The organism is Rhizobium sp. Rhizsp42 (assembly GCF_047304155.1).
In the GTDB taxonomy this organism is placed as follows: Bacteria; Pseudomonadota; Alphaproteobacteria; order Rhizobiales; family Rhizobiaceae; genus Rhizobium.
The window spans coordinates 1-21,280 of record NZ_JBGLYS010000040.1 but is presented as its reverse complement, the minus strand read 5'-3'; the positions used below and the strand labels follow the sequence as shown (position 1 = coordinate 21,280).

General features: G+C 63.2%; 21 protein-coding genes and 2 pseudogenes. 9 read left to right on the top strand and 14 right to left on the bottom strand.

The annotated features are described in order from the left end of the window. Positions 1 to 12 precede the first annotated feature (12 nt). From ACCD05_RS26930 to ACCD05_RS26920, 3 genes and pseudogenes are all read left to right on the top strand, one after another. Positions 13 to 1,155, top strand: coding sequence for an L-lactate dehydrogenase (locus ACCD05_RS26930; protein WP_413396593.1), 1,143 nt, complete (start codon positions 13 to 15; stop codon positions 1,153 to 1,155). Positions 1,156 to 1,198: 43 nt separating this feature from the next. Further along, positions 1,199 to 1,404: pseudogene (locus tag ACCD05_RS26925) on the top strand (type II toxin-antitoxin system HicA family toxin). A gap of 2 nt (positions 1,405 to 1,406) precedes the next feature. Continuing rightward, the gene (locus ACCD05_RS26920) at positions 1,407 to 1,811 is read left to right on the top strand and encodes a type II toxin-antitoxin system HicB family antitoxin (RefSeq protein WP_413396591.1); all 405 of its coding nucleotides are present in this window, start codon (positions 1,407 to 1,409) and stop codon (positions 1,809 to 1,811) included. Positions 1,812 to 1,813: 2 nt separating this feature from the next. Here the strand turns inward: ACCD05_RS26920 and ACCD05_RS26915 are convergent, their stop codons facing one another. The 10 genes from ACCD05_RS26915 to ACCD05_RS26870 all read right to left on the bottom strand — a co-directional run bounded on the left by ACCD05_RS26915 (position 1,814) and on the right by ACCD05_RS26870 (position 8,106). Beyond that, complete coding sequence (locus ACCD05_RS26915) at positions 1,814 to 2,554, bottom strand: metallophosphoesterase family protein (protein WP_413396589.1); 741 nt, start codon at positions 2,552 to 2,554, stop codon at positions 1,814 to 1,816. A gap of 3 nt (positions 2,555 to 2,557) precedes the next feature. Continuing rightward, complete coding sequence (uraH, locus tag ACCD05_RS26910; protein ID WP_047506311.1) at positions 2,558 to 2,914, bottom strand: hydroxyisourate hydrolase; 357 nt, start codon at positions 2,912 to 2,914, stop codon at positions 2,558 to 2,560. Further along, entirely contained in the window at positions 2,911 to 3,411 is a 501-nt protein-coding gene (locus tag ACCD05_RS26905; protein WP_413396647.1) for an ureidoglycolate lyase, read from the bottom strand. The genes uraH and ACCD05_RS26905 overlap by 4 nt, the downstream gene beginning before the upstream one ends. 5 nt (positions 3,412 to 3,416) lie before the next feature. Continuing rightward, positions 3,417 to 3,779, bottom strand: coding sequence for a DUF86 domain-containing protein (locus tag ACCD05_RS26900; protein WP_047506317.1), 363 nt, complete (start codon positions 3,777 to 3,779; stop codon positions 3,417 to 3,419). Further along, complete coding sequence (locus ACCD05_RS26895) at positions 3,776 to 4,066, bottom strand: nucleotidyltransferase family protein (protein ID WP_413396587.1); 291 nt, start codon at positions 4,064 to 4,066, stop codon at positions 3,776 to 3,778. Before ACCD05_RS26895 ends, ACCD05_RS26900 begins: the two co-directional genes overlap by 4 nt. 41 nt (positions 4,067 to 4,107) lie before the next feature. Continuing rightward, entirely contained in the window at positions 4,108 to 4,401 is a 294-nt protein-coding gene (locus ACCD05_RS26890; protein ID WP_413396585.1) for a nucleotidyltransferase family protein, read from the bottom strand. A gap of 60 nt (positions 4,402 to 4,461) precedes the next feature. Beyond that, complete coding sequence (gene uraD, locus ACCD05_RS26885; RefSeq protein ID WP_413396583.1) at positions 4,462 to 4,959, bottom strand: 2-oxo-4-hydroxy-4-carboxy-5-ureidoimidazoline decarboxylase; 498 nt, start codon at positions 4,957 to 4,959, stop codon at positions 4,462 to 4,464. Continuing rightward, on the bottom strand, positions 4,959 to 5,882 hold the full coding sequence (puuE, locus tag ACCD05_RS26880) for an allantoinase PuuE (protein WP_413396581.1): 924 nt from the start codon (positions 5,880 to 5,882) through the stop codon (positions 4,959 to 4,961). The genes uraD and puuE overlap by 1 nt, the downstream gene beginning before the upstream one ends. 98 nt (positions 5,883 to 5,980) lie before the next feature. Continuing rightward, positions 5,981 to 6,703: a DUF1045 domain-containing protein gene (locus tag ACCD05_RS26875; protein WP_018897252.1), complete on the bottom strand. Its 723-nt coding sequence runs from the start codon at positions 6,701 to 6,703 to the stop codon at positions 5,981 to 5,983. 224 nt (positions 6,704 to 6,927) lie between these two features. Beyond that, positions 6,928 to 8,106: an NAD(P)/FAD-dependent oxidoreductase gene (locus ACCD05_RS26870; protein WP_413396579.1), complete on the bottom strand. Its 1,179-nt coding sequence runs from the start codon at positions 8,104 to 8,106 to the stop codon at positions 6,928 to 6,930. Between ACCD05_RS26870 and mnmD the strand changes: the two genes are divergently transcribed. After that, positions 8,105 to 8,845 carry a tRNA (5-methylaminomethyl-2-thiouridine)(34)-methyltransferase MnmD gene (gene mnmD, locus ACCD05_RS26865; RefSeq protein ID WP_413396577.1) on the top strand — a complete coding sequence of 247 codons (741 nt, stop codon included), beginning with the start codon at positions 8,105 to 8,107 and terminating at the stop codon, positions 8,843 to 8,845. The two genes, ACCD05_RS26870 and mnmD, sit on opposite strands and share 2 nt — an antisense overlap. A 26-nt stretch (positions 8,846 to 8,871) precedes the next feature. On the opposite strand, the gene ACCD05_RS26860 is transcribed toward mnmD, so the two are convergent. Beyond that, positions 8,872 to 12,090, bottom strand: a complete 3,219-nt coding sequence (locus tag ACCD05_RS26860) for a response regulator (protein WP_413396645.1) — start codon at positions 12,088 to 12,090, stop codon at positions 8,872 to 8,874. Positions 12,091 to 12,369: 279 nt separating this feature from the next. On the opposite strand from ACCD05_RS26860, the gene ACCD05_RS26855 reads away from it, so the two are divergent. Together ACCD05_RS26855 and ACCD05_RS26850 are read left to right on the top strand one after the other, a co-directional pair. Next, positions 12,370 to 12,741, top strand: coding sequence for a hypothetical protein (locus ACCD05_RS26855; protein ID WP_413396575.1), 372 nt, complete (start codon positions 12,370 to 12,372; stop codon positions 12,739 to 12,741). A gap of 354 nt (positions 12,742 to 13,095) precedes the next feature. Continuing rightward, positions 13,096 to 14,787, top strand: coding sequence for a DEAD/DEAH box helicase (locus tag ACCD05_RS26850; protein WP_413396573.1), 1,692 nt, complete (start codon positions 13,096 to 13,098; stop codon positions 14,785 to 14,787). Positions 14,788 to 14,856: 69 nt separating this feature from the next. Here ACCD05_RS26850 and ACCD05_RS26845 read toward each other — a convergent pair whose 3' ends face one another. Next, on the bottom strand, positions 14,857 to 15,756 hold the full coding sequence (locus ACCD05_RS26845; RefSeq protein WP_413396571.1) for a DMT family transporter: 900 nt from the start codon (positions 15,754 to 15,756) through the stop codon (positions 14,857 to 14,859). A 355-nt stretch (positions 15,757 to 16,111) separates the two neighbouring features. Between ACCD05_RS26845 and ACCD05_RS26840 the strand changes: the two genes are divergently transcribed. Genes ACCD05_RS26840 through ACCD05_RS26830 form a run of 3 tightly spaced genes read left to right on the top strand, consistent with a single transcriptional unit; the run spans position 16,112 to position 19,304 of the window. Then, complete coding sequence (locus ACCD05_RS26840; protein ID WP_018897244.1) at positions 16,112 to 17,521, top strand: circularly permuted type 2 ATP-grasp protein; 1,410 nt, start codon at positions 16,112 to 16,114, stop codon at positions 17,519 to 17,521. Positions 17,522 to 17,525: 4 nt separating this feature from the next. Next, positions 17,526 to 18,467 carry an alpha-E domain-containing protein gene (locus ACCD05_RS26835; protein ID WP_413396568.1) on the top strand — a complete coding sequence of 314 codons (942 nt, stop codon included), beginning with the start codon at positions 17,526 to 17,528 and terminating at the stop codon, positions 18,465 to 18,467. A 12-nt stretch (positions 18,468 to 18,479) separates the two neighbouring features. Next, positions 18,480 to 19,304, top strand: a complete 825-nt coding sequence (locus tag ACCD05_RS26830; protein ID WP_413396566.1) for a transglutaminase family protein — start codon at positions 18,480 to 18,482, stop codon at positions 19,302 to 19,304. Between the two features lie 61 nt (positions 19,305 to 19,365). On the opposite strand, the pseudogene ACCD05_RS26825 reads toward ACCD05_RS26830, so the two are convergent. Beyond that, positions 19,366 to 20,166 (bottom strand): annotated as a pseudogene (locus ACCD05_RS26825) (transglutaminase-like domain-containing protein); the annotation flags it as partial. A 100-nt stretch (positions 20,167 to 20,266) separates the two neighbouring features. Further along, positions 20,267 to 21,142 carry a transglutaminase family protein gene (locus ACCD05_RS26820; RefSeq protein ID WP_413396564.1) on the bottom strand — a complete coding sequence of 292 codons (876 nt, stop codon included), beginning with the start codon at positions 21,140 to 21,142 and terminating at the stop codon, positions 20,267 to 20,269. Between the last annotated feature and the right edge of the window lie 138 nt (positions 21,143 to 21,280).

Genomic DNA, 21,280 nt, shown 5'->3' with positions numbered 1-21,280 from the left:
AAAGTCTTATCCATGACCAAACCTCTCACCATTGCCGATCTGAAATCGCTTGCCCAGCGCCGTGTGCCCAAGATGTTCTTCGACTACGCCGATTCCGGCGCCTGGACGGAGCAGACCTACCGCGCCAACGAGAGCGATTTCGCCAAGATCGGCCTGCGTCAGCGCGTGCTCGTCGACATGACGAACCGCACGCTTGAGACGACGATGGTGGGCCAGAAGGTGTCGATGCCGGTGGCGCTCGCCCCGACGGGCATGACCGGCATGCAGCACGCCGATGGTGAGATGCTGGCGGCGCAGGCGGCCGAAGAGGCTGGCGTTCCCTTCACGCTGTCGACGATGAGCATCTGCTCGATCGAGGATGTCGCCTCGGCGACGACCAAACCCTTCTGGTTCCAGCTTTATGTCATGAAGGACAAGGACTTCGTGCTGAACCTGATCAACCGCGCCAAGGCCGCCAAGTGCTCGGCACTGGTCTTGACCGCCGACCTGCAGATCCTTGGCCAGCGTCACAAGGACCTGCGCAACGGCCTCTCCGCGCCGCCGAAGTTCACGCCCAAGCACATCTGGCAGATGGCGACGCGCCCCTTCTGGTGCCTCGACATGCTGCAGACCAAGCGCCGCTCCTTCGGCAACATCGTCGGCCACGCCAAGAACGTCTCCGACCTCTCCTCGCTGTCTTCCTGGACGGCGGAGCAGTTCGACCCGCAGCTCTCCTGGGCCGATGTCGCCTGGATCAAGGAACAGTGGGGTGGCCCGCTGATCATCAAGGGCATCTGCGATGTCGAGGATGCGAAGGCGGCAGCAGACACCGGCGCCGACGCCATCATCGTCTCCAACCACGGCGGCCGGCAGCTCGACGGCGCCCCCTCCTCGATCAGCATGCTGCCGGGAATTGTCGACGCGGTCGGCGACAAGATCGAAGTGCATCTCGACGGCGGCATCCGCTCGGGCCAGGACGTGTTGAAGGCCGTGGCGCTCGGCGCCAAAGGCACCTACATCGGCCGCCCCTTCCTCTACGGCCTCGGCGCCATGGGCAAGGAAGGCGTTACGCTGGCGCTCAGCATCCTGCGCAAGGAGATGGACGTGACCATGGCCCTTTGCGGCAAGCGCGACATCAAGGATGTAAACTCGTCGATCATCGTTGGGCGGCAGTAGGCGCGGTTTGAATTATACACATCATTGTGTATAATTTCGCCCGATGAAGAGCGCCGACGTCATTGCCCTGCTGCTGAAAGCCGGCTGGTTCGAGGTCGGCCGCAAAGGCCAGCAATCGCCAGTTTTAGTCATGCCCAGTTCAAGCACGCGGACAAGCTAGGCCGCGTGACGGTGCCGCATCCCAAACGGGACACTCCGATCGGGACGCTGCGCAGCATCGAGAGGCAGTCGGGCCTGAAGTTGAGGTGATCATGCGCAATTATATCGGACTGATCCACAAGGATGCAGCAAGCGACTACGGCGTCTCCTTTCCGGATTTTCCCGGCGCCATCACGGCTGGCTCGACGCTGGATGAGGCGCGCGAAATGGCCGAGGAAGCCCTGGCATTTCACGTCGAAGGCTTGATCGAGGACGGCGAGACGCTTCCACAACCCTCTTCGCTCGAAACCGTCATGGCCAACCCAGAGAATAAGGACGGCGTCGTTATCCTCGTCTCTCTGAAAGCCGCCTCAAGCAGGGCCGTGCGCATCAATGTGACGCTGCCGGAAGATGTTCTGGCCCGCATCGACGCGGTCGCCGCCGCAGCCGGCCTCTCGCGCTCCGCCTTTCTCGCCAAGGCCGCGAAGCACGAGATCGAGCGCAATGCGGCGGCTTAGCTTTACCGCACCCACCCCGTTGCCAGCGCACCCGCCCAATCCGGCCGCCCGTTCTCCCGCGCCAGCCGCGACATCGCTATATGATCGTAGGCAACGGTCCGGAACTGCGGCGCGAAGCCGGACGCGGTCTTTTCGATGACGCAGTAGGAGGCCAGCGGATGCCCGGCTTCGACCTTGTGCTCATAGGGCGTGTCGTCGCTGTAGCCGGGGCAGCCGACGCTGCCGGGGTTGACGATCAGGCGCCCGTCGCTGAGCCGCACCATGCGCGGTACATGGCTATGGCCGCAGAGGATCAGCTTCTGCTCGATCCCCTCGGCCAGCGCCTCGATCTCCTCGAGAGGCTTCAGGAAGACATGCCCATCAGGCGAGACGGATTCCAGCCAATAGGTCTCGTCATGCCGAGGCGTTGCGTGGCAGAGATAGACCTCGTCGCGATAGACGGCGCTGAACGGGAGGCTTCGCAGCCAGCCGAGATGCTCGGCCGAAAGCTGTTCAAAGGCATGCTGCTCCCAGGAGGGCATGGCGTCGGCGGGGCTTTCGATCAGGTAGCGGTCGTGATTGCCGCGTACCGTCGGCGCATTAAGCGACATCAGCCTGTCCGCCGCCTTGCCGGCCTCTAGCGGCCCGCTCAAACAATCGCCGAGATTGACGATCTCGGAAATCCCAAGCGCTTCGATATCGGCAAGCACGGCTTCCAGCGCCAGATGGTTGCCATGCACATCGGCGATCGCGGCAAAACGCATCGCTCAGCTCCCGCGGTAAGTCGAATAGCCATAGGGCGAGATCAACAGCGGCACGTGATAATGCGCGCTCTCGTCGGCGATGCCGAAACGGATCGGCACGAGGTCGAGGAAGGCGGGATGCGGGAGGGCAGCACCAGTGCCGCGCAGATAATCGCCGGCATGAAACAGAAGCTCGTAGGTCCCGGCCTTGAAACTCTCGCCAACAAGGATCGGCCCGCCATCAACGCGGCCATCGGCATTGGTGACGACGGTCTTCACATGCCTGCGAACCTCGGCCTCGATATGGAAGAGCTCGATCTTCAAACCCTCAGCCGGCTTGCCGGAGGCGGTGTCGAGGACATGGGTGGTCAATCCGGTCATGAAATGGGCTCGCTGATGACAAAGGGAGTATCGAAGAAATATTCTTCCAGATTGTTGCCCGGCCCGTCGCGATCGACAACCAGAAAATCGCTGACGGCGCCAAGCGACATCAAGGGATGGTGCCAGACATTGCGCCCATAATTCACGCCCTGATCGCCTTGCGCCAGGAACACCTGCGGACGCCCCGGCTTGCCGCCCTCGTCCTCGGACACGACGACCAGAAACGGCCGGCCGGAGATCGGCGAGAAACTCTGGCTGCCGAAAGGATGCCGCTCCATCATCCCGACTTCATAAGGAAAATCGCGTGGCTGCCCGCGAAACAGGTTGACGATCACTCGAGCGCCCTCGCCCACGACGTCGGCCGACGCCAGCGCATGAAACCGCTCTGTGGTGCCGTTGTTGATATACCGCATCGTATCAGGATCGGCTTCGATGACCTCGCCGAACGGCGCGAAGGCGGCTTTGGTCAGCGGCTGGATATCGAGGAAGTCTGTCACGTCGGTCATTCGCCTTGTATGCGCCAGTGGCGTAGGGATTCGAGCTCGGAAATCAGCGTCTGCAGGTCACGACGCACGGTGGTCCAGATCGCGGGCAAATCGGCGCGATAATAATCGTGGACCATGAGATTGCGCATGCCCCGGATCTGCGCCCAGGGTATCTGCTCATGCTCACGAGGAAACTCCGGATGATTGCTGGCGATCCGCGATGCCGCCTCGCCGAGCAGCACCAGCGACATGGTCACCGCAAGCTGCGTGCGCACGTCGGACAGGAAAGCCTGTTCATCCATGTCTTCGGTGAGCATCCGCGCCTGTTCGGCGGCGGCCTGCATCCTGCCGATATAATCGACCAGCCTCTCCGCGCTCATATGCAGGTCGCTTCCGAAAGAACACGCTCGCGAATGTTCTCAGGCAAGCCGCCCGGCGTCACCAGATCCACCTTCACTCCCAGAATATCCTTCAATTCCTCAAGCAGCCCGCCAAGATCGAACAAAGACGTTCCCGGCAGCGTATCGACCAGAATATCGAGATCGCTATCCGCCCGATCCTCGCCGCGCGCCACCGAGCCGAAGACACGCGGGTTCGCCGCGTTAAAGCGCTTGGTCGCCTCGCGGATCGCCTGCCTGTTTTGCTCCAGCACCTCGGATGGTTTCATCGTCTTCTCACGTTACCACTCGGCAAGAATAATGGTCGAACTCATATCGGTTTGGCCTCTTCGAGGACGCGGCGTCGGACATCTTCGGGGAAGTCGCCCGGTATCATAAGGTGTATCGACGTACCCAGCATCATCTGCTCCAGTTCATCGAGCAAACCGCCGAGATCAAGAAGTGTCGCGCCGGGCAACGCGTCCACCAGAATATCCAGATCGCTATCCGCCCGATCCTCGCCCCGCGCCACCGAACCGAACACACGCGGATTCGTCGCGTTGAAGCGCGTCGTCGCCTCGCGGATCGCCTGCCTGTTTTGCTCCAGCACTTCCGATGGTCTCATCGCACTCGCTCCCTCTCGACGACTATAAGCGGCGGACGGACAAGAGAAAAGCGGCGTCGCTCAGCGCGAGGGCAGAAGCGCCTCAAGCCGCAGCAACGCAATCCGCTCCACCTGCGCCGTCGCCGTTTCGAATTCCGCGTCGCGGCTGTTGTCGATGCGCTTTTCGAACGCCGAAAGGATTGCCTGTTTGTCGAGACCCTTCACCGCGATGATGAAGGGAAAGCCGAATTTTTCGACATAGGCGCGGTTGAGTTCGGTGAAGCGCTGATGCTCCTCGGGGCTCAGCCGGTCGAGGCCGGCGCCGGCCTGTTCCTTTTTGCTGTCCTCCGTCAGCTCGCCGGCGATCGCCAGGCGGCCGGCGAGATCCGGGTGGGCGCGCAGAACGCCGAGGCGCTCCTCCGGGCTCGCGGCGCGGAAGATCGCCACCAGCGCCGTGTGCACGCGGTCGACATCAAGCGTCTCGCCGACGAAGCCGTCGTCGAAGGCCCGCTCGGCGATGAAGGGCGAGTGTTCGAAGACGCCGCCGAAACGGGAGATGAATTCGTTGCGCGCGATCATCAGATGGCCTCCGGCTTGTGGTGCTTGTGCCAATGCTCGGCGATCTCGATGCGGCGCGGCATCCACACCTTCTCGTGGTCGAGCACATATTGCATGAAGCGCTTCAGCGCCGCCGCGCGGCCCGGGCGGCCGACAAGCCGGCAATGCAGGCCGATCGACATCATCTTCGGGCTGCCGGCCTCACCTTCTTCATAGAGCGTGTCGAACGCGTCCTTGAGATAGGTGAAGAACTGGTCGCCCGAATTGAAGCCCTGCGGCGTCGCAAAGCGCATGTCATTGGTTTCGAGCGTATAGGGGATGATCAGGAACGGCCTGCCGTCGACCCCCTTCACCCAGAAAGGCAGGTCGTCGGCATAGCTGTCCGACGAATAGAGGAAGCCACCCTCCTCCTGCACCAGCCGCAGCGTGTTGTCGGATGGCTTGCCTTGGTACATCCCATAGGGCCGCTCGCCTGTTAGTTCGGTGTGCAGCCGCACAGCTTCGTGAATATGCTTGCGCTCCAGCTCCTCCTGGAAATCCTTGTATTCCAACCAGCGGTAGCCGTGGCTGGCGATTTCCCAGCCGGCTTCCTTCATCGCCGCCACCGCCTCGGGGTTGCGCGCCATGGCCTGCGTCACGCCGTAGACGGTCGCCTGCACCTTGAGCTCGGTGAACATCCGCCACAGCCGCCAGAAACCGGCCCGCGAGCCGTATTCGTAGATCGATTCCATGTTGAGATTGCGCTGGCCGGGCCAGGCGGCCGCGCCGACGATCTCCGACAGCAGGTTTTCCGAGGCCGCGTCGCCATCCAGAATGCAGCTCTCGCCACCCTCTTCGTAATTGATGACGAACTGCACGGCGATATTGGCGCCGCCGGGCCATTTCGGGTCGGGGGTGTTGCGGCCATAGCCGACGAGATTGCGCGGGTAGGTCTCGGATACCATGAAATCACCTTCCAGAAAGTCGGCGAACGGTAACACCTCAAGAGCGAATGTCGAGACGGAAACTGCGCAACAGAGTTTTGCCTTTATGGCACAACCGCTTAGGCGGGAACGGGAACCCGCTCGCGCCGCGCGCTGACCTTGCCCATCGGATGCAGCGAATGCACCCGGAACGGCCCGCCATTGCCCTCTTCGACCATCAGCGCCACGTTCGATATCTTCACGGGATCGATGAGAACCGGCTCGAAAACGCTCCGCAGCGAACGCTCGATGCGCGACATGTCGATCAGGCTGACCGGACCGGTCAAAGGCATATGGAAGCGGAATTCGTCCATCACATAGGGGCAACCCCAGCGATGCAGATTGGCGAACTGCGCCGCTGAAAGCCCATCCGGATCGCTACGCTCGATATCCGCATCGCTGAGCGGCGCGCGGAACTGGTCGAATTGCTGCACGATCGAGGATGCCAGATACTGGACGTTGTCGCAGGGCAGCGACGGCACCAGGCTGAAGATACTACCGGTGCGCGCGACCTCGAGCCGCGGAATGGAAAACGGCGTCAGCGTACCGCAGAAGCGCATCAGTTCCCGCAGGAGTTGCGGCTCCGACATGTCGGTCGCAAGCCGGAATGGTGCCTTCAGCGCGCCGTGAAAACCGTAGCGCCGCGGCACCGCCGTATGAAAGGCGACCTCGTGGATGCTGAGCCCGCGGATCGCCGTGGGCTCGACCATCTCGCCGGAAAACACGTTTCGGCCGAGCCAATTGGCGGCCGCATGCGAAAGCGGGTCATTCGCGGCGGGCGTGAAGCAGATGGCGTATCGCATGCAATTATCTCCGTCGGCACCAGGCGCGACTCGTCAGCGCGCCGCCGTTTTGCAAGCAGATAGGCGATTTGCATGACAGATTGACGAAGGATAGCGAGTGCTAATTCACGTTTAACGTGAATTGCAAAATATCTCGCGAAAGTGGCTGCTGATTTCAGGAATAAGACAGCGTAAAACGGAAAAGCGTAAGCGAAACGGGAAGATTCAAGCGATCGCGAGGCACTTTAGCGTGAAGCGACGTGAATATGATTGATCAGCTGAAAGCTCTCCGGCACCGCAAACGGTATCGCGCTGCCAACAGCCATGTGCACAACCGCCTCGGCCAGCCGGTGCGCGAGCCCGAAGCTGACCTTGAAGCCACCGGTCAGCGCCAGCAATCTCTCATGCGCGGGATGCGGACCGATCATCGGGTCGCGGTCGATCGCCTTTGGCCGCAGCCCCGCCCAGCGCTCAATAACGGGCGCATCGCGCAGCAAGGGCACCAGCACCCGCGCCTTCTCGACCAGCACATCCAGCTGCCCGTCGGTCGAAAAGGGTGCATCGAAGCGGTTCTCGCTGGTGCTGCCGATCGCGACATGCCCGCCCTCATGCGCCACCACATAAAGCCCGTCGCGAAAGATGGTCGGGAAGCCAGCATCGATATCGGCCTTCAAAAGCGCCGACTGGCCCTTCACCGGCTGGCCGAGCGGCTGTGTCAGCCCTGCCGTGTCGCGCGCCAGAAGCGGGAACGACTGGTAGCCGGCCGCGACGATGCAATGTCCGAAGGCAATCGCACCGGTATCGGTCTCGGCGATCCCGCGCTCCGCATCTATGCCGTGAACGACTGAATTCTCGATGATGCGCACATGTTTGGCACGGCGGAGAAAGGCTGCGAGCACAGCCGTTAGCGATCGTGGCGCCACCCGGCCGGCCAAGGTGTCATGCACGAAGCCGCCCTCCATACCGGAAGCGTCCGGCCAGCCGGATACATCAGGCGTATCGATCACATTCCAATGGAAGCGTCGCTCATCGGCATGCCAGTGGCTGTCGGCATCGGCGGAATGTCCGAGCGCGATATCGCGCAGATGCGGCTTGGGCATCGGGATCAAGCGGCCAGAACGGCGATAGCCCGTTGAGAGGCCCGTCTCGGCCTCCAGCCGCGCCACCTCGGCCTCCAGCGCCACCAGCGCATCGAACTGAAACTGCTTCTTCGGGTTCCATTTGTCCGGCATGTGCGGCATCAGCGCGCCGAGCAGACCGCCGCTCGCCCCGCCTCCAAGCACGCCGGCATCGATCAGTACCGCGTCGATCCCCATGCGCTCGGCGTGAACGGCCGCCCAAAGCCCCATGATGCCGCCGCCGACGATCAACAGATCAGTGGACGATTGACCCGAGGGCAAGGCCGGACTATCGGCTGTTGACATGACAGACATCGATCCCGATCAGATTAATTTGGCACAGGCTGAGATGGCGAACCGGCCGCTTGAATGGCGCGACGGCGATATGCCCTATTCGCCGGCCTTTGGCGACCATTTTTATTGCCAGACCGACGGCCGCCTCGAATGCGGCCATGTCTTCCTCGCCGGAAACGGCCTGCCCGAGCGCTGGACTGGGGCGCAAAGCTTCCTGATCGGCGAGCTCGGTTTCGGCACCGGCCTGAACTTCGCCGAGACCTTCCGGAACTGGAAGCTGAAGCGCGCCGAAGGCCAGCATCTGCAGTTCATGTCCTTCGAGCTCTACCCGATGCGGCGTGACGAAATCGACCGCGCGCTGTCGCACTGGCCGGAGATCGACGCCGAGCGCATCGCGCTGGTCTCGGCCTGGCCGGATATGCCCGAGGGCACCGTGTCCTTGAAGCTCGACGAGCAGACCACGCTCAGCGTCGTCTGCGGCCGGGCGCTCGACGGCGTGGCCGCCGCCGAAGCGGGTTTCGATGCCTGGTATCTGGATGGCTTCGCGCCCTCGCGCAATGCCGATATGTGGTCGCAGGAGCTGATGACGCTCGTCTGCGAAAAGACGATCCCAGGCGGCACCTTCGCGACCTACGCCGCCGCCGGTTTCGTGCGGCGCAATCTGGGTGCGGCGGGCTTCGCGGTCGAGCGCCGTCCCGGTTTCGCCGGCAAGCGCGAAATGCTCTGCGGCGTCAAGCGCGCCGAGGGTTAGCCCTCCAGAGCTGGGCCAGCGCTAGGCTAGCTCAGCGAAATCCCGCTCGCGCGGCCTTCCTTGCCGAGCCAGAGCGCGATCTTTTCTTCCAGCAGTTCCGGGCTGATCGGCTTGGCCATGTAGTCGTCCATGCCGGCATCGAGGCAGAGATCGCGGTCGGCGTCGAGCGCGTGCGCCGTGACACCGATGATCGGCACGCGGTGCCCCTGCCCGCGCTCGAGCTCGCGGATGCGCCGCGCCGCGTCGTGGCCGTTCATCACGGGCATCGACACATCCATCATGATGATGCGCGGCGTATAGGCTTCCCAGGCCTCGACAGCCTCCTCGCCATTCTTGACGACGAGGAAGTTCAGACCAGTCGCCTGCAGGATCTGCGTGAAGACGATCTGGTTGACCTCGTTGTCCTCGGCGACGAGCACGTCGATGAAGGACGGCGGAAGTCTTTCGCTGAGCGGTTCCGGCAACAATTCAGGTTCGAGCGGCGGCGCCTCGATAACGGGGCGCAGCGTCGGCGCCAGCCTGATCCGGTTGGTCCGGACGACGTCGACGATGGTATTGCGCAACACGTTGGCCCGCGCCGGCTTCATCAGATGCGCCTGGCCGTTCAGCGCCGCGAATTCCTTCTCGGTGCCGGAGATATCCATCGAGGTCAGGAAGACGATCGGCAGGTCGGCGAAGCGTTCGTCGGCGCGCAGCAGGCGGGCGATATCGGCGCCGTTCATGCCGGGGATCTGGTAGTCGAGAACAAGCGCATCGATCGAAACGCCGAGTGCGAAGGCTTCCTCTAGAATGGCGAGCCCCTCGACGCCGTCTTCGGCGGCCGCGCCATCGAAGCCCCATTGCGTAAGCTGCTCGGTCAGGATCTGGCGGTTGACGGCGTTGTCGTCGATGACAAGCACGCGCGCGCCGCGCACATTGACCGGCAGCGGCCGCGGCTCGGCCCGCTTGGCGCCGACTGTAAACGGCAGGGTGACAGTGAAGACCGAGCCTTCGCCGACAGCGCTGTCGACCTCGATATAACCGCCGAAGAGATCGACGAGACCGGCGGTGATCGCCAGCCCAAGCCCGGTGCCTTCATGACGCCGCGTCGAGGAGGAATCGATCTGCGAGAACTTGCCGAAGATCTGGTCCAGCCGGTCCTTCGGCATGCCGATCCCGGTATCCTCAATGCGCAGCGTCGCCATGATCTCGTCGGCAGCACCCGCGACATAGCCGAGCTCGACCAGCACATGGCCCCGCTCGGTAAACTTGACGGCGTTACCGACAAGATTGGTAACGATCTGCCGGAAACGCCCGGCATCGCCGATGATGGCTGCAGGCATATCAGGCGTGACGCGCACCAGAAGCTCGATGCTCTTTTCCGCCGCCAGCGACGACAACAGCGTCACCACGTCCTCGACGGCCTCGATCGGATCGAAGGTCACGCGCCGCAGGGTCATCTGCCCGGAATCGATCTTCGAGAAGTCGAGAATGTCGTTGATGATGGTCATCAGCGCATTGCCGGATTTGGTGATGATATCGACGAAGGTCTTCTGGCGCGTATCAAGGTTGGTCTTCGACAGCAGTTCCGCCATGCCGAGAACGCCATTCATCGGCGTGCGGATTTCATGGCTCATATTGGCGAGGAACTCCGACTTTACGCGGTCGGCGACTTCCGCGCGTTCAAGCAGGCTTTCGAGATCGCCTTCGCGGATCTTCATCGCCGAAATGTCGGTAAAGAGCACCACCCAGTGCCGGCGCGCGCTGACCATGACGTCCATCTGCACCCAGCGGCCATCGGGCACGCGAAACAGATGCGACGCCGGCTGGCCGTCGGCAAGCGCCTGACCGATGTCGTTGAGCAGGTGATCGGAATCTTCGGGGAAGTCGCCGCGCTTGCCGCAGAAGGCCAGCATCTCGCGCCAGTTGCGCCCGACCGCGACGTGCTCGCAGCCAAGGTCCAGCATCCCGGCCAGCGCATCGTTGCTGAGCAGGATTTCGCCATCCTGCAGCACAAGCAGCCCTTGCGACATCGCATGCGTCGCGTCACCCATCAGCTCGCCGAGGTTTTCGAGCTCTTCGCGGGCAGCGTGGATTTCGCGCTCGTGCCGGCGCACGGCCGAGACGTCGGCATAGGTGAGCAGGATGCGGTCCGTCGAGATCTTGCGGCTGTCGACCAGCAGGAACTTGTCGCCCCAGTTGATCTCGGCCGCCGCCGGCTGGTCGGAGCGGAACTGATCGGTGCGCCGCGCCAGTATCTCCTCGGCCGTCACACCGGGCGGATAGCGCCCCAGCGTGTGATTGTACTCCACAAGCTCGGCAAAGCCCTTGCCGTCAAAGAGGCCCTCGGGCAGCTCCGAGATCGTGTAGAAGGCGTGGTTGCCATAGCGGATCGTCAGATCGCTCTCGAGGATCAGAACGCCGACCGGCAGCGAGTTCAGCACGCGCGCCATGTCGCGATGAAGAATTTCGGTATGCGCCTGCGCGGCGATGAGCGCGCTCTCTCGCTCCTTCAGCAGCGAGACATCCGAGAAGGAGCCGACCGTATAATGCCGGCCGTCGTCGCCACTGATCCGGTTGATCTGCGCCAGGATCGGATAGACCCCGCCCTTGGCGCCGGGAACCAGGCTCTCGATATCGCGCGCCTCGCCCTTGGCCAGCGCCTGCACATGGCCGCGGCTCACCATGTCGCCGGCCGCCTTGCCGAACATCTCGCGCTCGGTCTTGCCCAGCGCCTCGGCCCGCGGCAGTCCCGTCAACTGTTCGTAAGATGCGTTGGCGTAGACTAGGCGGTGATCCTCGTCGCGCACGAAAGCGGCAACCGGAAGCGCTTCGATCACATCGCGCAGGAAGTCGATATCCGTGTTGATTTCACTGAGCGCTCGCGTCGCCGGCCATTTCGGCCGCGCCGCCTTGCGCGCTTCCTCGAACATGCCGAGCACATAGATCCGTTCGTCCGACAGCGCGAAGCTCTCGATCCGAACGCGGTCATGGAGATCGCCTGTCGCGTCGAAGCAGAGCGCGCTTTCCTCGCTGCCGAACACCAGCGCGCGGCGCTCCTTGTCCTCGCGGTCCTGCTCATCGGGGCGATCGAACAGCTCGCGGCTGCGGCGGCCGATGAAATCGGAAATCTCCTTGCCGAAGAAATCCGCATAGGCCTGGTTGACCGCGACATAGCGCAGCTCGCTGTTCTTGACATAGGCAGGGTTGTCCAGATCCGCGATCCGGCGGCATGCCAGTTCGAGAATGTCCCCGTTCGGTCCCAAAAACACCTGCTCCACCATGAAAATACTAGGCAAATTGCTACGTCATCGACCATAGTCGAGAGGCGTTTAACAACGAATTAACCATGACCCGGCCGGATAAAAATAACGCTGCAAATTGAGAAGAGTAGAAGAAGAGCATGCGTGGTTGCAGCGGCTGATGCTCCCGTCATCGCCAAGCAAAACCTCGAAAATCGTGCTAAAATCGCAGCCATTTCTTAGGCGGCCACAACCTTCTGCTGCCGACGCCCAAGAACAACTCTTCCGCTATAGGAGGCGAACATGTCCGTACTTCATAAAAGCATGGCAACCGGCTCTATCCTGCTCACACTCACGGCGGCGACGCTGACACCGGCCTCGCCGGCGATGGCGCATGAACATTACGCCTGGGGCGGCGCCGCGGCCGGCTTCGTCGGCGGCGTGCTGCTGTCGCAGGCGCTGCGCCCCTACCCCTACACATATGGCTATCCCGACGGTTACGGCTATCCTTATGCCTATGGCTATCGCTACGGATATCCCTACAGGGCATACCGGCCCTACCGCGCCTATCCGGTCTACCGCACGCATTATGTCCAGCCCTATCGCACCTGCCATCTCGAATGGCGGCGCAACGGATGGGGCGAGGCCTACCGCGTTCGCGTCTGCCCGTACTGACACGTCAGCCGTTTGCCCGACCACGGCGCGCGATACGCCTCCCGCGCCGTGGTCCTGCTCGGCCTTTTGCGCCCCTCCCCTTGACTTTCCGGCCGAACTAGACCAAATGCAGGCCAGCTTTCACCTTCCGGCCGCCGCGTGAGCGTGCCCCTGCCAGCAAATAGGATGCAGGAAGAAGGACAAAAGCGCATTTCGAATTGACCGCATCCCAAGGGACGCGGCAGAAGCGCTGGAAAGCTTTTTCCAACAAGACAAGTTCCCACTTCACGCGGGGTGCTTGACGCCAGAGTAACACCGGACCGCACCCCCGCGTTCCGGCGATTTTGTTTTGGCGCGCCCTAAAAAGGTTATGACTTGACCAATTTTGAATCGCTTGGTGTCTCCAAGCCGATCGTCGCCACACTTTTCCAGCTCGGCATCGAAAAGCCGACCCCCATCCAGGAAAAGGCGATCCCGCTTCTTCTCGAAGGCCGCGACCTGATCGGCCTCGCCCAGACCGGCACCGGCAAGACGGCCGCATTCGGCCTGCCGCTGATCGAAAAGCTGATCCCGGAAGAACGCCGCCCCGACAACCGTACCACCCGTACGCTCATCCTGGCGCCGACCCGCGAACTGGTGAACCAGATCGCCCAGAACCTGAAGAACTTCCTGCGCAAGTCGCATCTGCGCATCAACGTCGTCGTCGGCGGCGTATCGATCAACAAGCAGCAGCTGCAGCTTGAAAAGGGCACCGACATCCTGGTCGCCACCCCCGGCCGTCTTCTCGATCTCGTTGCCCGTCGCGCCATCGGCCTGACCGCCGTGCGCTACCTCGTGCTCGACGAAGCCGACCAGATGCTCGACCTCGGCTTCGTGCATGATCTCCGCAAGATCTCCAAGATGGTGCCGAAGCGTCGCCAGACGATGCTCTTCTCCGCCACGATGCCGAAGGCGATCGCCGATCTGGCCGCCGACTTCCTGACCGACCCGGTCAAGGTCGAAGTGACGCCTCCGGGCAAGGCCGCCGACAAGGTCGAGCAGTATGTTCACTTCGTCAACGGCAAGAACGACAAGACCGACCTCTTGAAGAAGTCGCTCTCCGAGAACCCCGATGGCCGCGCCATCGTCTTCCTGCGCACCAAGCACGGCGCCGAGAAGCTAATGAAGCATCTCGAGCACGTCGGCTACTCCGTCGCCTCGATCCACGGCAACAAGAGCCAGGGTCAGCGCGAGCGCGCGCTGAAGGCCTTCAAGGACGGCGATATCAAGACGCTGATCGCGACCGACGTCGCGGCCCGCGGCATCGACATCCCGGCTGTCAGCCACGTCTACAACTACGACCTGCCTGAAGTGCCCGACGCCTACGTCCACCGTATCGGCCGTACGGCGCGCGCCGGACGCGATGGTATCGCGATCGCTTTCTGCGCACCGGATGAAACCCGTCTGCTGCGCGATATCGAGCGCCTGATGAACATCTCGATCGCGGTTGCCTCTGGCGAAGCGCCGGCCAACATGAACGCGGCGCCGAAGCGCGGCAATGGCGGCAACCGTGGCCAGGGCCAGGGTCGCGGCGGTGAAGGTCGTGGTGGTGAAGGCCGTGGCAACGCCCGCGCCGGCCGCCCCGAGCGCCGTCCGCGCCCGGAAGCTGGCGAGGAAGTGCGCGCCAACGAGGAACGCCGCGAGCGTCGTCCGCGTCCGGAACGCCAGCCCCAGCGCAATGAGGATTTCCGCGGCCAGCGTCGCGGCGAAGTCGCGCCGGTCACGGCAGGCCCGGACAATGATCTCGCCTCGACCTCGGATTTCCGTGGCGCAGGCCAGGCCCGCAAGCAGCAGCGTCCCCAGCACGGCAACCACGCCCATGGCGACGCCAACCGCCACCAGCCCGGCGGCGGCGCCCGCAATGCGCCCCGCAACGGCCAGGGCCGTCCGGCCCGCAAGGCTGGCGAAGATCGTGGCCAGCAGCACACCGGCAACGGTGGCGGCGAACGTCGCGAAGGCAACGGCGGCAACCGCCGCGGCGGCCCCTCGCGCGGCGGCAATGGCGGCCAGCGCCGCGAACGCGCGTAATTCTTAGACGCGATTGAACAACGAACGGCGGGAGAGATCCCGCCGTTTTCTGTTGTGCCTGCTCGGAGCTTACTGCGCCTGCTCGCGCAGCGGCGCTGCCGCCTGCCGGTTGGTCAGATAGACGCCGGTGACGACCACGATGGTGCCGATGATGAACGGCCGGGTCAGCGGTTCGCCGAAGGCGATGAAGGCCTCCAGCGCCACGGTCGGCGGCATCAGGTAGATCAGCGAGGCCGCGCGCGACACCTGTCCGCGCCGGATCAGATAGAGAAGCAGCCCGACGCCACCCATCGACAGGCCGAAGACCGACCACACGAGGGCCGCGACCGCCGTTGCCGAGCCATCGAAATGCATGTGCTCGAAGCTGAGCATCAACGGTACGCTGACGATGAGCGCGCCGACATACTGCAGCGTCGCGATGGCAGGCAGATTTCCGGCCTGCAGATGTTTCTTCTGATAGAGCGTCCCATAGGTGACCGAGGCCATCGCCAGGAGGTTGATGGCGAGCGGCACGAGGGCATGGGCGAGATTGGCGTTGGCGGGGTCGAAGAGCTTCGGCGAGATGGCGATTGCGATGCCGACGAAGCCGAGCGCGAGCCCGGCCTTCTGCACCGGCTGCAGCCTTTCGCCGATCAGCAGCGGTGCTGCCATCGCCGTCAACAGCGGCTGCAGCGCCGCGATGATGCCGGAGATGCCCGCCGGCACGCCATTGGCGATCGCCCACCACAGGCCGCCGAGATAAAAGCCGTGCAGGAAGAGGCCCGAATAGATCGCTTTCCACATCACCGCCCTATCCGGCCATTGCACCCTGAGCACGAGACAGAGCGCCAGAAACGCGACCGCCGACAGCGCGAAGCGCGCGGAAAGAAAGGTGAAAGGCTCGGAATGAATGGCCGCGTATTTCGCCACCACCCAGCCGGTGGACCAGAGAAGAACGAAGATGGCGGGTGCGAGGCGATCGAGCGACATGGGCGGCCTTGGAAAACGGAAATGGGCCGAGATAGCCGCTGCGGGTGCCGGCAGTCAAAGGCGAAGCGTTGATGCTTATTGTAAGTTTCATTGAAGCCGTCGGAAAACCGCTTCCACATCCCGATCGCCCGAAAATAAATCGCGCCACGCGTGGAAAATAATCACATGCTCATGTTTTAAGCGACGAGATACAATTGCTCTTTGCCGCTCCGGCGCTAGCTTCCCGAAAATGCTCAGTTTTTCGGCTCTTTCGGCCGATCGTTACGATTTTAGGAATCTTCCGTTTGAACTGAGCATGGTTCTTGCATTGCTTTCTCCGTTGTACTCAAATGAAGAAAAAAGGGGAGCCACACCTTTGGCATTTGATGAAATGATCACCGGGGACGAAAGCCCTCGACAGCCATATGAAAAATACTTTGAGTGGTACAATAATCAGGATCGCGCTCATCTGATCGCCAAATCCCGCGATGCGGAAAACATCTTCCGCAAGACCGGCATCACCTTCGCCGTCTATGGCCACGCCGACAGTTCCGAAAAGCTCATCCCCTTCGACATCATCCCCCGCGTCATCTCCGGCCGCGAATGGCGCAAGCTCGCGCAGGGCATCGAGCAGCGCGTCATCGCGCTCAACGCCTTTCTCGACGACATCTACCACAAGCAGGAGATCATCCGCGCCGGCCGCATTCCGCGCGAGCTGATCGAGAAGAACGATGCCTTCCTGCCCGAGATGATCGGCTTCCGCCCGCCCGGCGGCGTCTATACCCACATCGTCGGCACCGACATCGTGCGCACCGGCGAGGACCAGTTCTACGTTCTGGAAGACAATGCCCGCACGCCCTCGGGGGTCAGCTACATGCTGGAAAACCGCGAGACGATGATGCACATGTTCCCGGAGCTGTTCCACGAGAACAAGGTCCGCCCGGTCGAGGATTACCCCTATCTGCTGCGCCAGTCGCTCGCCTCGCTCGCCCCTCCCGGCTGCAAGGGCAAGCCGCGCGTCGCCGTGCTGACACCCGGCATCTACAACTCCGCCTACTACGAGCACTCGTTCCTCGCCGACACCATGGGCGTCGAGCTGGTCGAGGGTTCGGATCTGCGCGTCATCGACGGCAAGGTGAAGATGCGCACCACGCGCGGCTACGAGGCGATCGACGTGCTCTACCGCCGCGTCGACGACGACTTCCTCGATCCCTTGACCTTCCGCCCGGATTCCGCCCTCGGCATCCCCGGGATCATGGACGTCTACCGCTCCGGCAACATCACCATCGCCAACGCGCCGGGCACCGGCATCTGCGACGACAAGGCGATCTATTCCTACATGCCGGAGATCGTCGAGTTCTACACCGGCCGCAAGGCGCTTCTCGAAAACGTGCCGACCTGGCGCTGTTCGGAGGCCTCCAGCCTCAAATACGTGCTGGAGCACCTGGAAGAACTCGTCGTCAAGGAAGTGCACGGCTCCGGCGGCTACGGCATGCTGGTCGGCCCGACCGCGTCGAAGAAGGAACGCGCCGATTTCGCCGAGAAGCTGCGCGCCAAGCCGAGCAACTACATCGCCCAGCCGACGCTCTCGCTATCGACGGTGCCGATCCTCGTCAACAAGGGGATCGCGCCGCGCCACGTCGACCTGCGCCCCTACGTGCTGGTCTCCGACAAGGTGCAGATCATTCCCGGCGGCCTTACCCGCGTGGCGCTGAAGCAGGGCTCGCTGGTGGTCAATTCCAGCCAGGGCGGCGGCACCAAAGACACCTGGGTATTGGAGGATTGATCTGATGCTCGGAAGAACCGCAAACGGCCTCTACTGGATGTTCCGTTACTTCGAGCGCGCCGAGAATATCGCGCGCCTCATCGATGCCGGCATCCGCATGTCGCTCACCAGAAGCAGCGGCAGCGACGACAACTGGGACGGCGTGCTGCAGAGCGCCGGCGTCCGCGAAGCCTATGACGAGGGCCATTCGAAGCTCACCGGCCCCGACGCGATCGACTACCTGCTGCGCGACCGCACCAACCTGTCGAGCGTCATGTCCTGCGTCGATTTCGGCCGCAACAACGCCCGCATGGTGCGCACGGCGCTGACCCGCGAGACCTGGGAAGCGACCAACGAGTTCTGGATCGAGCTCAAGGATCTCCTGTCCAAGCGGCTGAAGCCGGCCGATCTGCCGCAGGCGATCGACGTCATCAAGCACCGCGCCGGCCTGATCCGCGGCGCGCTGCACGGCTCGATGCTGCGCAACGAGCTCTACAACTTCGCCCGCATCGGCACTTTCATCGAGCGCGCCGACAACACCAGCCGCATCCTCGACGTGAAGTATTACGTGCTGCTGCCGGCCGTTTCCGCCGTCGGCACCTCGATCGACAACGTCCAGTGGGAATCGATCCTGCGCTCCGTCTCCGCCCACCGCTCCTACAGCTGGGCCTATGATGGCGAATACCGCGCCACCAACATCGCCGACTTCCTGATCCTCAACGGCCAGATGCCGCGGTCGCTCGCCTATTGCTACGAGAAGATCACCAGCGAACTCGGCCACCTCGCCACCGATTACGGCGAGCGGCTGAAGGCGCACGACACCGCCGACGCCATCCGCCAATCGCTGAAGAAGCAGGCGATCAAGGACATCATGGATCAGGGCCTGCACGAATTCCTCGAGGATTTCGTCTCACGCAACAACCAGCTCGGACAGGAAATTTCCGACGGTTACCGGTTCTACGCATAGGCGGGTCGCGACATGAAACTGAAGATTAGCCACGTCACCGAATACCGCTACGACGAACCCTCCGCCTTCTCGCTGCAGCGCCTGCGGCTGACCCCGCCATCGGGCCCCGGCCAGAAGGTGCTGAACTGGTCGCTGCATGTCGAGGGCGCCAAGCCTGAAGTCGAGTACGACGACCAGTTCGGCAACCACGTCAACTTGGTCTCGCTGGAAGGCGAGCAGCAGGTGACGCGCATCGTCGCCGAGGGCGAGGTCGAGACCGAGGATCTGAACGGCGTCACCGGCCCGCACACAGGCTTCTGCCCGCTGTGGCTTTTCCTGCGCGACACGCCGCGCACCAAGCCCGGCAAGCTGGTGAAGGAGCTCATCAAGGGCGTCAGCGGCGACAACGAGCTTGGCCGCATGCATGCGCTGATGGGCGCCATCCACGAGACGGTGAACTACCAGCCCGGCACCAGCGACGTCGAAACCACGGCCGAACAGGCGCTGGAAAAGAAGACCGGCGTCTGCCAGGACCACGCCCACATCTTCGTCGCCGCCGCCCATGCGCTCGGCGTTCCCGCGCGCTACGTCTCGGGTTACCTGATGATGGAAGAAAAGATCGAGCAGGCGGCAACCCATGCCTGGGCGGAAGCGCATATTCCGGGCCTCGGCTGGGTCGGCTTCGATCCCGCCAACAAGATCTGCCCGGATGAGCGCTATGTCCGCATCGCCAGCGGCCTTTCCTACAAGGACGCCGCGCCCGTCTCGGGCATGCGCATCGGCACGCCGGGCGAAAAACTGCAGGTGATCGTCAAGGTCGCGGACCAGGGGCAATCTCAGAGTCAGTCCCAGAGCTAGGCAAAACGCCGGCATTGAGCGGCGGCGACGCCGTGTCGCCGGTGACGATCTCGCCGTTGGCAATCTCATCGGTAACGACCTCGAACTGCGCCAGCCGCGCCGGGCCGAACGCCGTGGAGATCGCGACGTCGGTGGCGTCGCGGCCCGTCGCCATCAGGATACGGCCGATGCGCGGCGTGTTGTGGCGCGCATCCACCGTGTGCCAGTGGCCGCCGAGATAGACCTCGAACCAGGCGCTGAAATCCATAGGCGCCGGGTCCCTGGGAACCCCGATATCGCCGAGATAGCCGGTGCAGTAGCGCGCGGGAATGTTCATGCAGCGGCAAAGCGTAATCGCCAGATGCGCGAAATCCCGGCACACGCCGGTTCTGTCCGTGTAGCCGCCATGCGCGGTGCGCAGGAGATCGGCGTTCATGTAGTCGAAGCGGATATGCCCGTGCACGAAATCGGTGATCGCCTGCACGCGGGTCCATCCGGGCGCGGTGGCCGAGAAGGTCTCCCAGGCGAAATCGGCGAGCCGGTCCGTGTCGCAGTAGCGGCTGCCGAGCAGGAAGACGAGCACGTCGTCGGGCAGATCCTTGATCTCATGCTGGACGGCATCGACGGGTATGACATCGGGCTGGCCGCTGTCGTAGATGTCGAAGCTGGTCGAGATGGTGGTGGTCCCCGCCGGCGCCACAATGCGGGTGCAGGCATTGCCGAAATCGTCGGTGTAGCCCCAGGCGTCGATAGGCTGGTCGAACTCCAGCACCTGCTCGGTCAAAAGATCGACCCGTCTTGAGGGATGGATGTTGAGGGTGAGAAGCATCGGCGTCGGTTGCACGCATTCATACCCTATCGTGAAACCGGCGTGGATCTTCATGATCGTTCCTTCTCGAAAAAGCGGCGCGGCGGCATTGGCGCGCTTTCAGGGAACGTCACCGGCACCGATCGGTTCCACGTTCGACGGCCGGTTAACGGCATCATGTTTCGGTGGTCACGTTGACCTGCACGAACATGTCGCCGAAGTCGTCGCTCGTGCCGTCATAGCTCCCCCAGAGCGGGATCGCCTGGTGCGGATCGCGGGCGACGCCGACGCGGATAAGGTCCTGATTGCCGACAATGCCGTTGGTCGGGTCGAACTCCACCCAGCCCGCGCCCGGCAAATAGACCTGGCACCAGGCATGCGTCGACCCGCCGCCGAGCGTGCGCGATCCGTCGCGATCAGGTACGTAGATGTAGCCGGTGACGAAACGCGCGGCGAAACCGAGAGACCGAGCCGCTTCCATCATCAGCAGCGCGAAATCCCGGCACGTCCCCTGCCGCCGCTGCAGCGTCTCGACAGGCGTTTGCGTTCCCCTCTCGACGCGGCGCGCATAAACGAAGCTCTGGCGGATGGAGAAGCAGAGCGTCATCAGGATGTGCCCCGTCTGCACTGAAGCGCCCGCACCAGTGAACTGCCGCGCCCAAAGCGCCACCGCACCCTCGGGATCGTCGTAGGAGCGGGCGATGGTGCAGCTGAGATCGGGAAGCTCGTCCTCTTCATAGGAAAAAGGATAGGTCAGCGCCTCGCTGTCCATCTCGAACTCGACGGGCACCTCGGGCGTATGATCCAGCCGGATATTGGTCTCGAAGCGGAGATGATCGGACGCGCCCTCTATATCGACCAGCGCGATGCAATTGCCGAACACGTCGTGTATCCAGCGCACCCGCGCCGGCGTCGGCTCGACCACCATCGTCGCGTCGAGCAGCCGCTGGTCGAAGCTGTCGCGCGGGCGAAACAGCACCCGATGCTGGCCGAAGGTGACCGGGCGTTTGTAGCTGTATTGGGTGATGTGCCTGACGGAATATACGGTCATGCTGCCCTCGTGCCCCCCCCGCCCGGGGGGGCGCCCCGGGATTTGAAAGCCGGGAATAGAAAAACCGCCCCAGCCCCCCCGGGGAGAGAAATATAGACGGGGCCAGGGGGCCCCCCCCGCCCATTGGCGCGCGGGCCC

Coding starts and splice junctions, on each gene's coding strand:
- ACCD05_RS26930 (WP_413396593.1), top strand. CDS start 13: ATGACCAAACCTCTCACCATTGCCGATCTGAAATCGCTTGCCCAGCGC.
- ACCD05_RS26920 (WP_413396591.1), top strand. CDS start 1,407: ATGCGCAATTATATCGGACTGATCCACAAGGATGCAGCAAGCGACTAC.
- ACCD05_RS26915 (WP_413396589.1), bottom strand. CDS start 2,554: ATGCGTTTTGCCGCGATCGCCGATGTGCATGGCAACCATCTGGCGCTG.
- uraH (WP_047506311.1), bottom strand. CDS start 2,914: ATGACCGGATTGACCACCCATGTCCTCGACACCGCCTCCGGCAAGCCG.
- ACCD05_RS26900 (WP_047506317.1), bottom strand. CDS start 3,779: ATGAGCGCGGAGAGGCTGGTCGATTATATCGGCAGGATGCAGGCCGCC.
- ACCD05_RS26895 (WP_413396587.1), bottom strand. CDS start 4,066: ATGAAACCATCCGAGGTGCTGGAGCAAAACAGGCAGGCGATCCGCGAG.
- ACCD05_RS26890 (WP_413396585.1), bottom strand. CDS start 4,401: ATGAGACCATCGGAAGTGCTGGAGCAAAACAGGCAGGCGATCCGCGAG.
- uraD (WP_413396583.1), bottom strand. CDS start 4,959: ATGATCGCGCGCAACGAATTCATCTCCCGTTTCGGCGGCGTCTTCGAA.
- puuE (WP_413396581.1), bottom strand. CDS start 5,882: ATGGTATCCGAGACCTACCCGCGCAATCTCGTCGGCTATGGCCGCAAC.
- ACCD05_RS26875 (WP_018897252.1), bottom strand. CDS start 6,703: ATGCGATACGCCATCTGCTTCACGCCCGCCGCGAATGACCCGCTTTCG.
- mnmD (WP_413396577.1), top strand. CDS start 8,105: ATGACAGACATCGATCCCGATCAGATTAATTTGGCACAGGCTGAGATG.
- ACCD05_RS26870 (WP_413396579.1), bottom strand. CDS start 8,106: ATGTCAACAGCCGATAGTCCGGCCTTGCCCTCGGGTCAATCGTCCACT.
- ACCD05_RS26855 (WP_413396575.1), top strand. CDS start 12,370: ATGTCCGTACTTCATAAAAGCATGGCAACCGGCTCTATCCTGCTCACA.
- ACCD05_RS26845 (WP_413396571.1), bottom strand. CDS start 15,756: ATGTCGCTCGATCGCCTCGCACCCGCCATCTTCGTTCTTCTCTGGTCC.
- ACCD05_RS26835 (WP_413396568.1), top strand. CDS start 17,526: ATGCTCGGAAGAACCGCAAACGGCCTCTACTGGATGTTCCGTTACTTC.
- ACCD05_RS26830 (WP_413396566.1), top strand. CDS start 18,480: ATGAAACTGAAGATTAGCCACGTCACCGAATACCGCTACGACGAACCC.
- ACCD05_RS26820 (WP_413396564.1), bottom strand. CDS start 21,142: ATGACCGTATATTCCGTCAGGCACATCACCCAATACAGCTACAAACGC.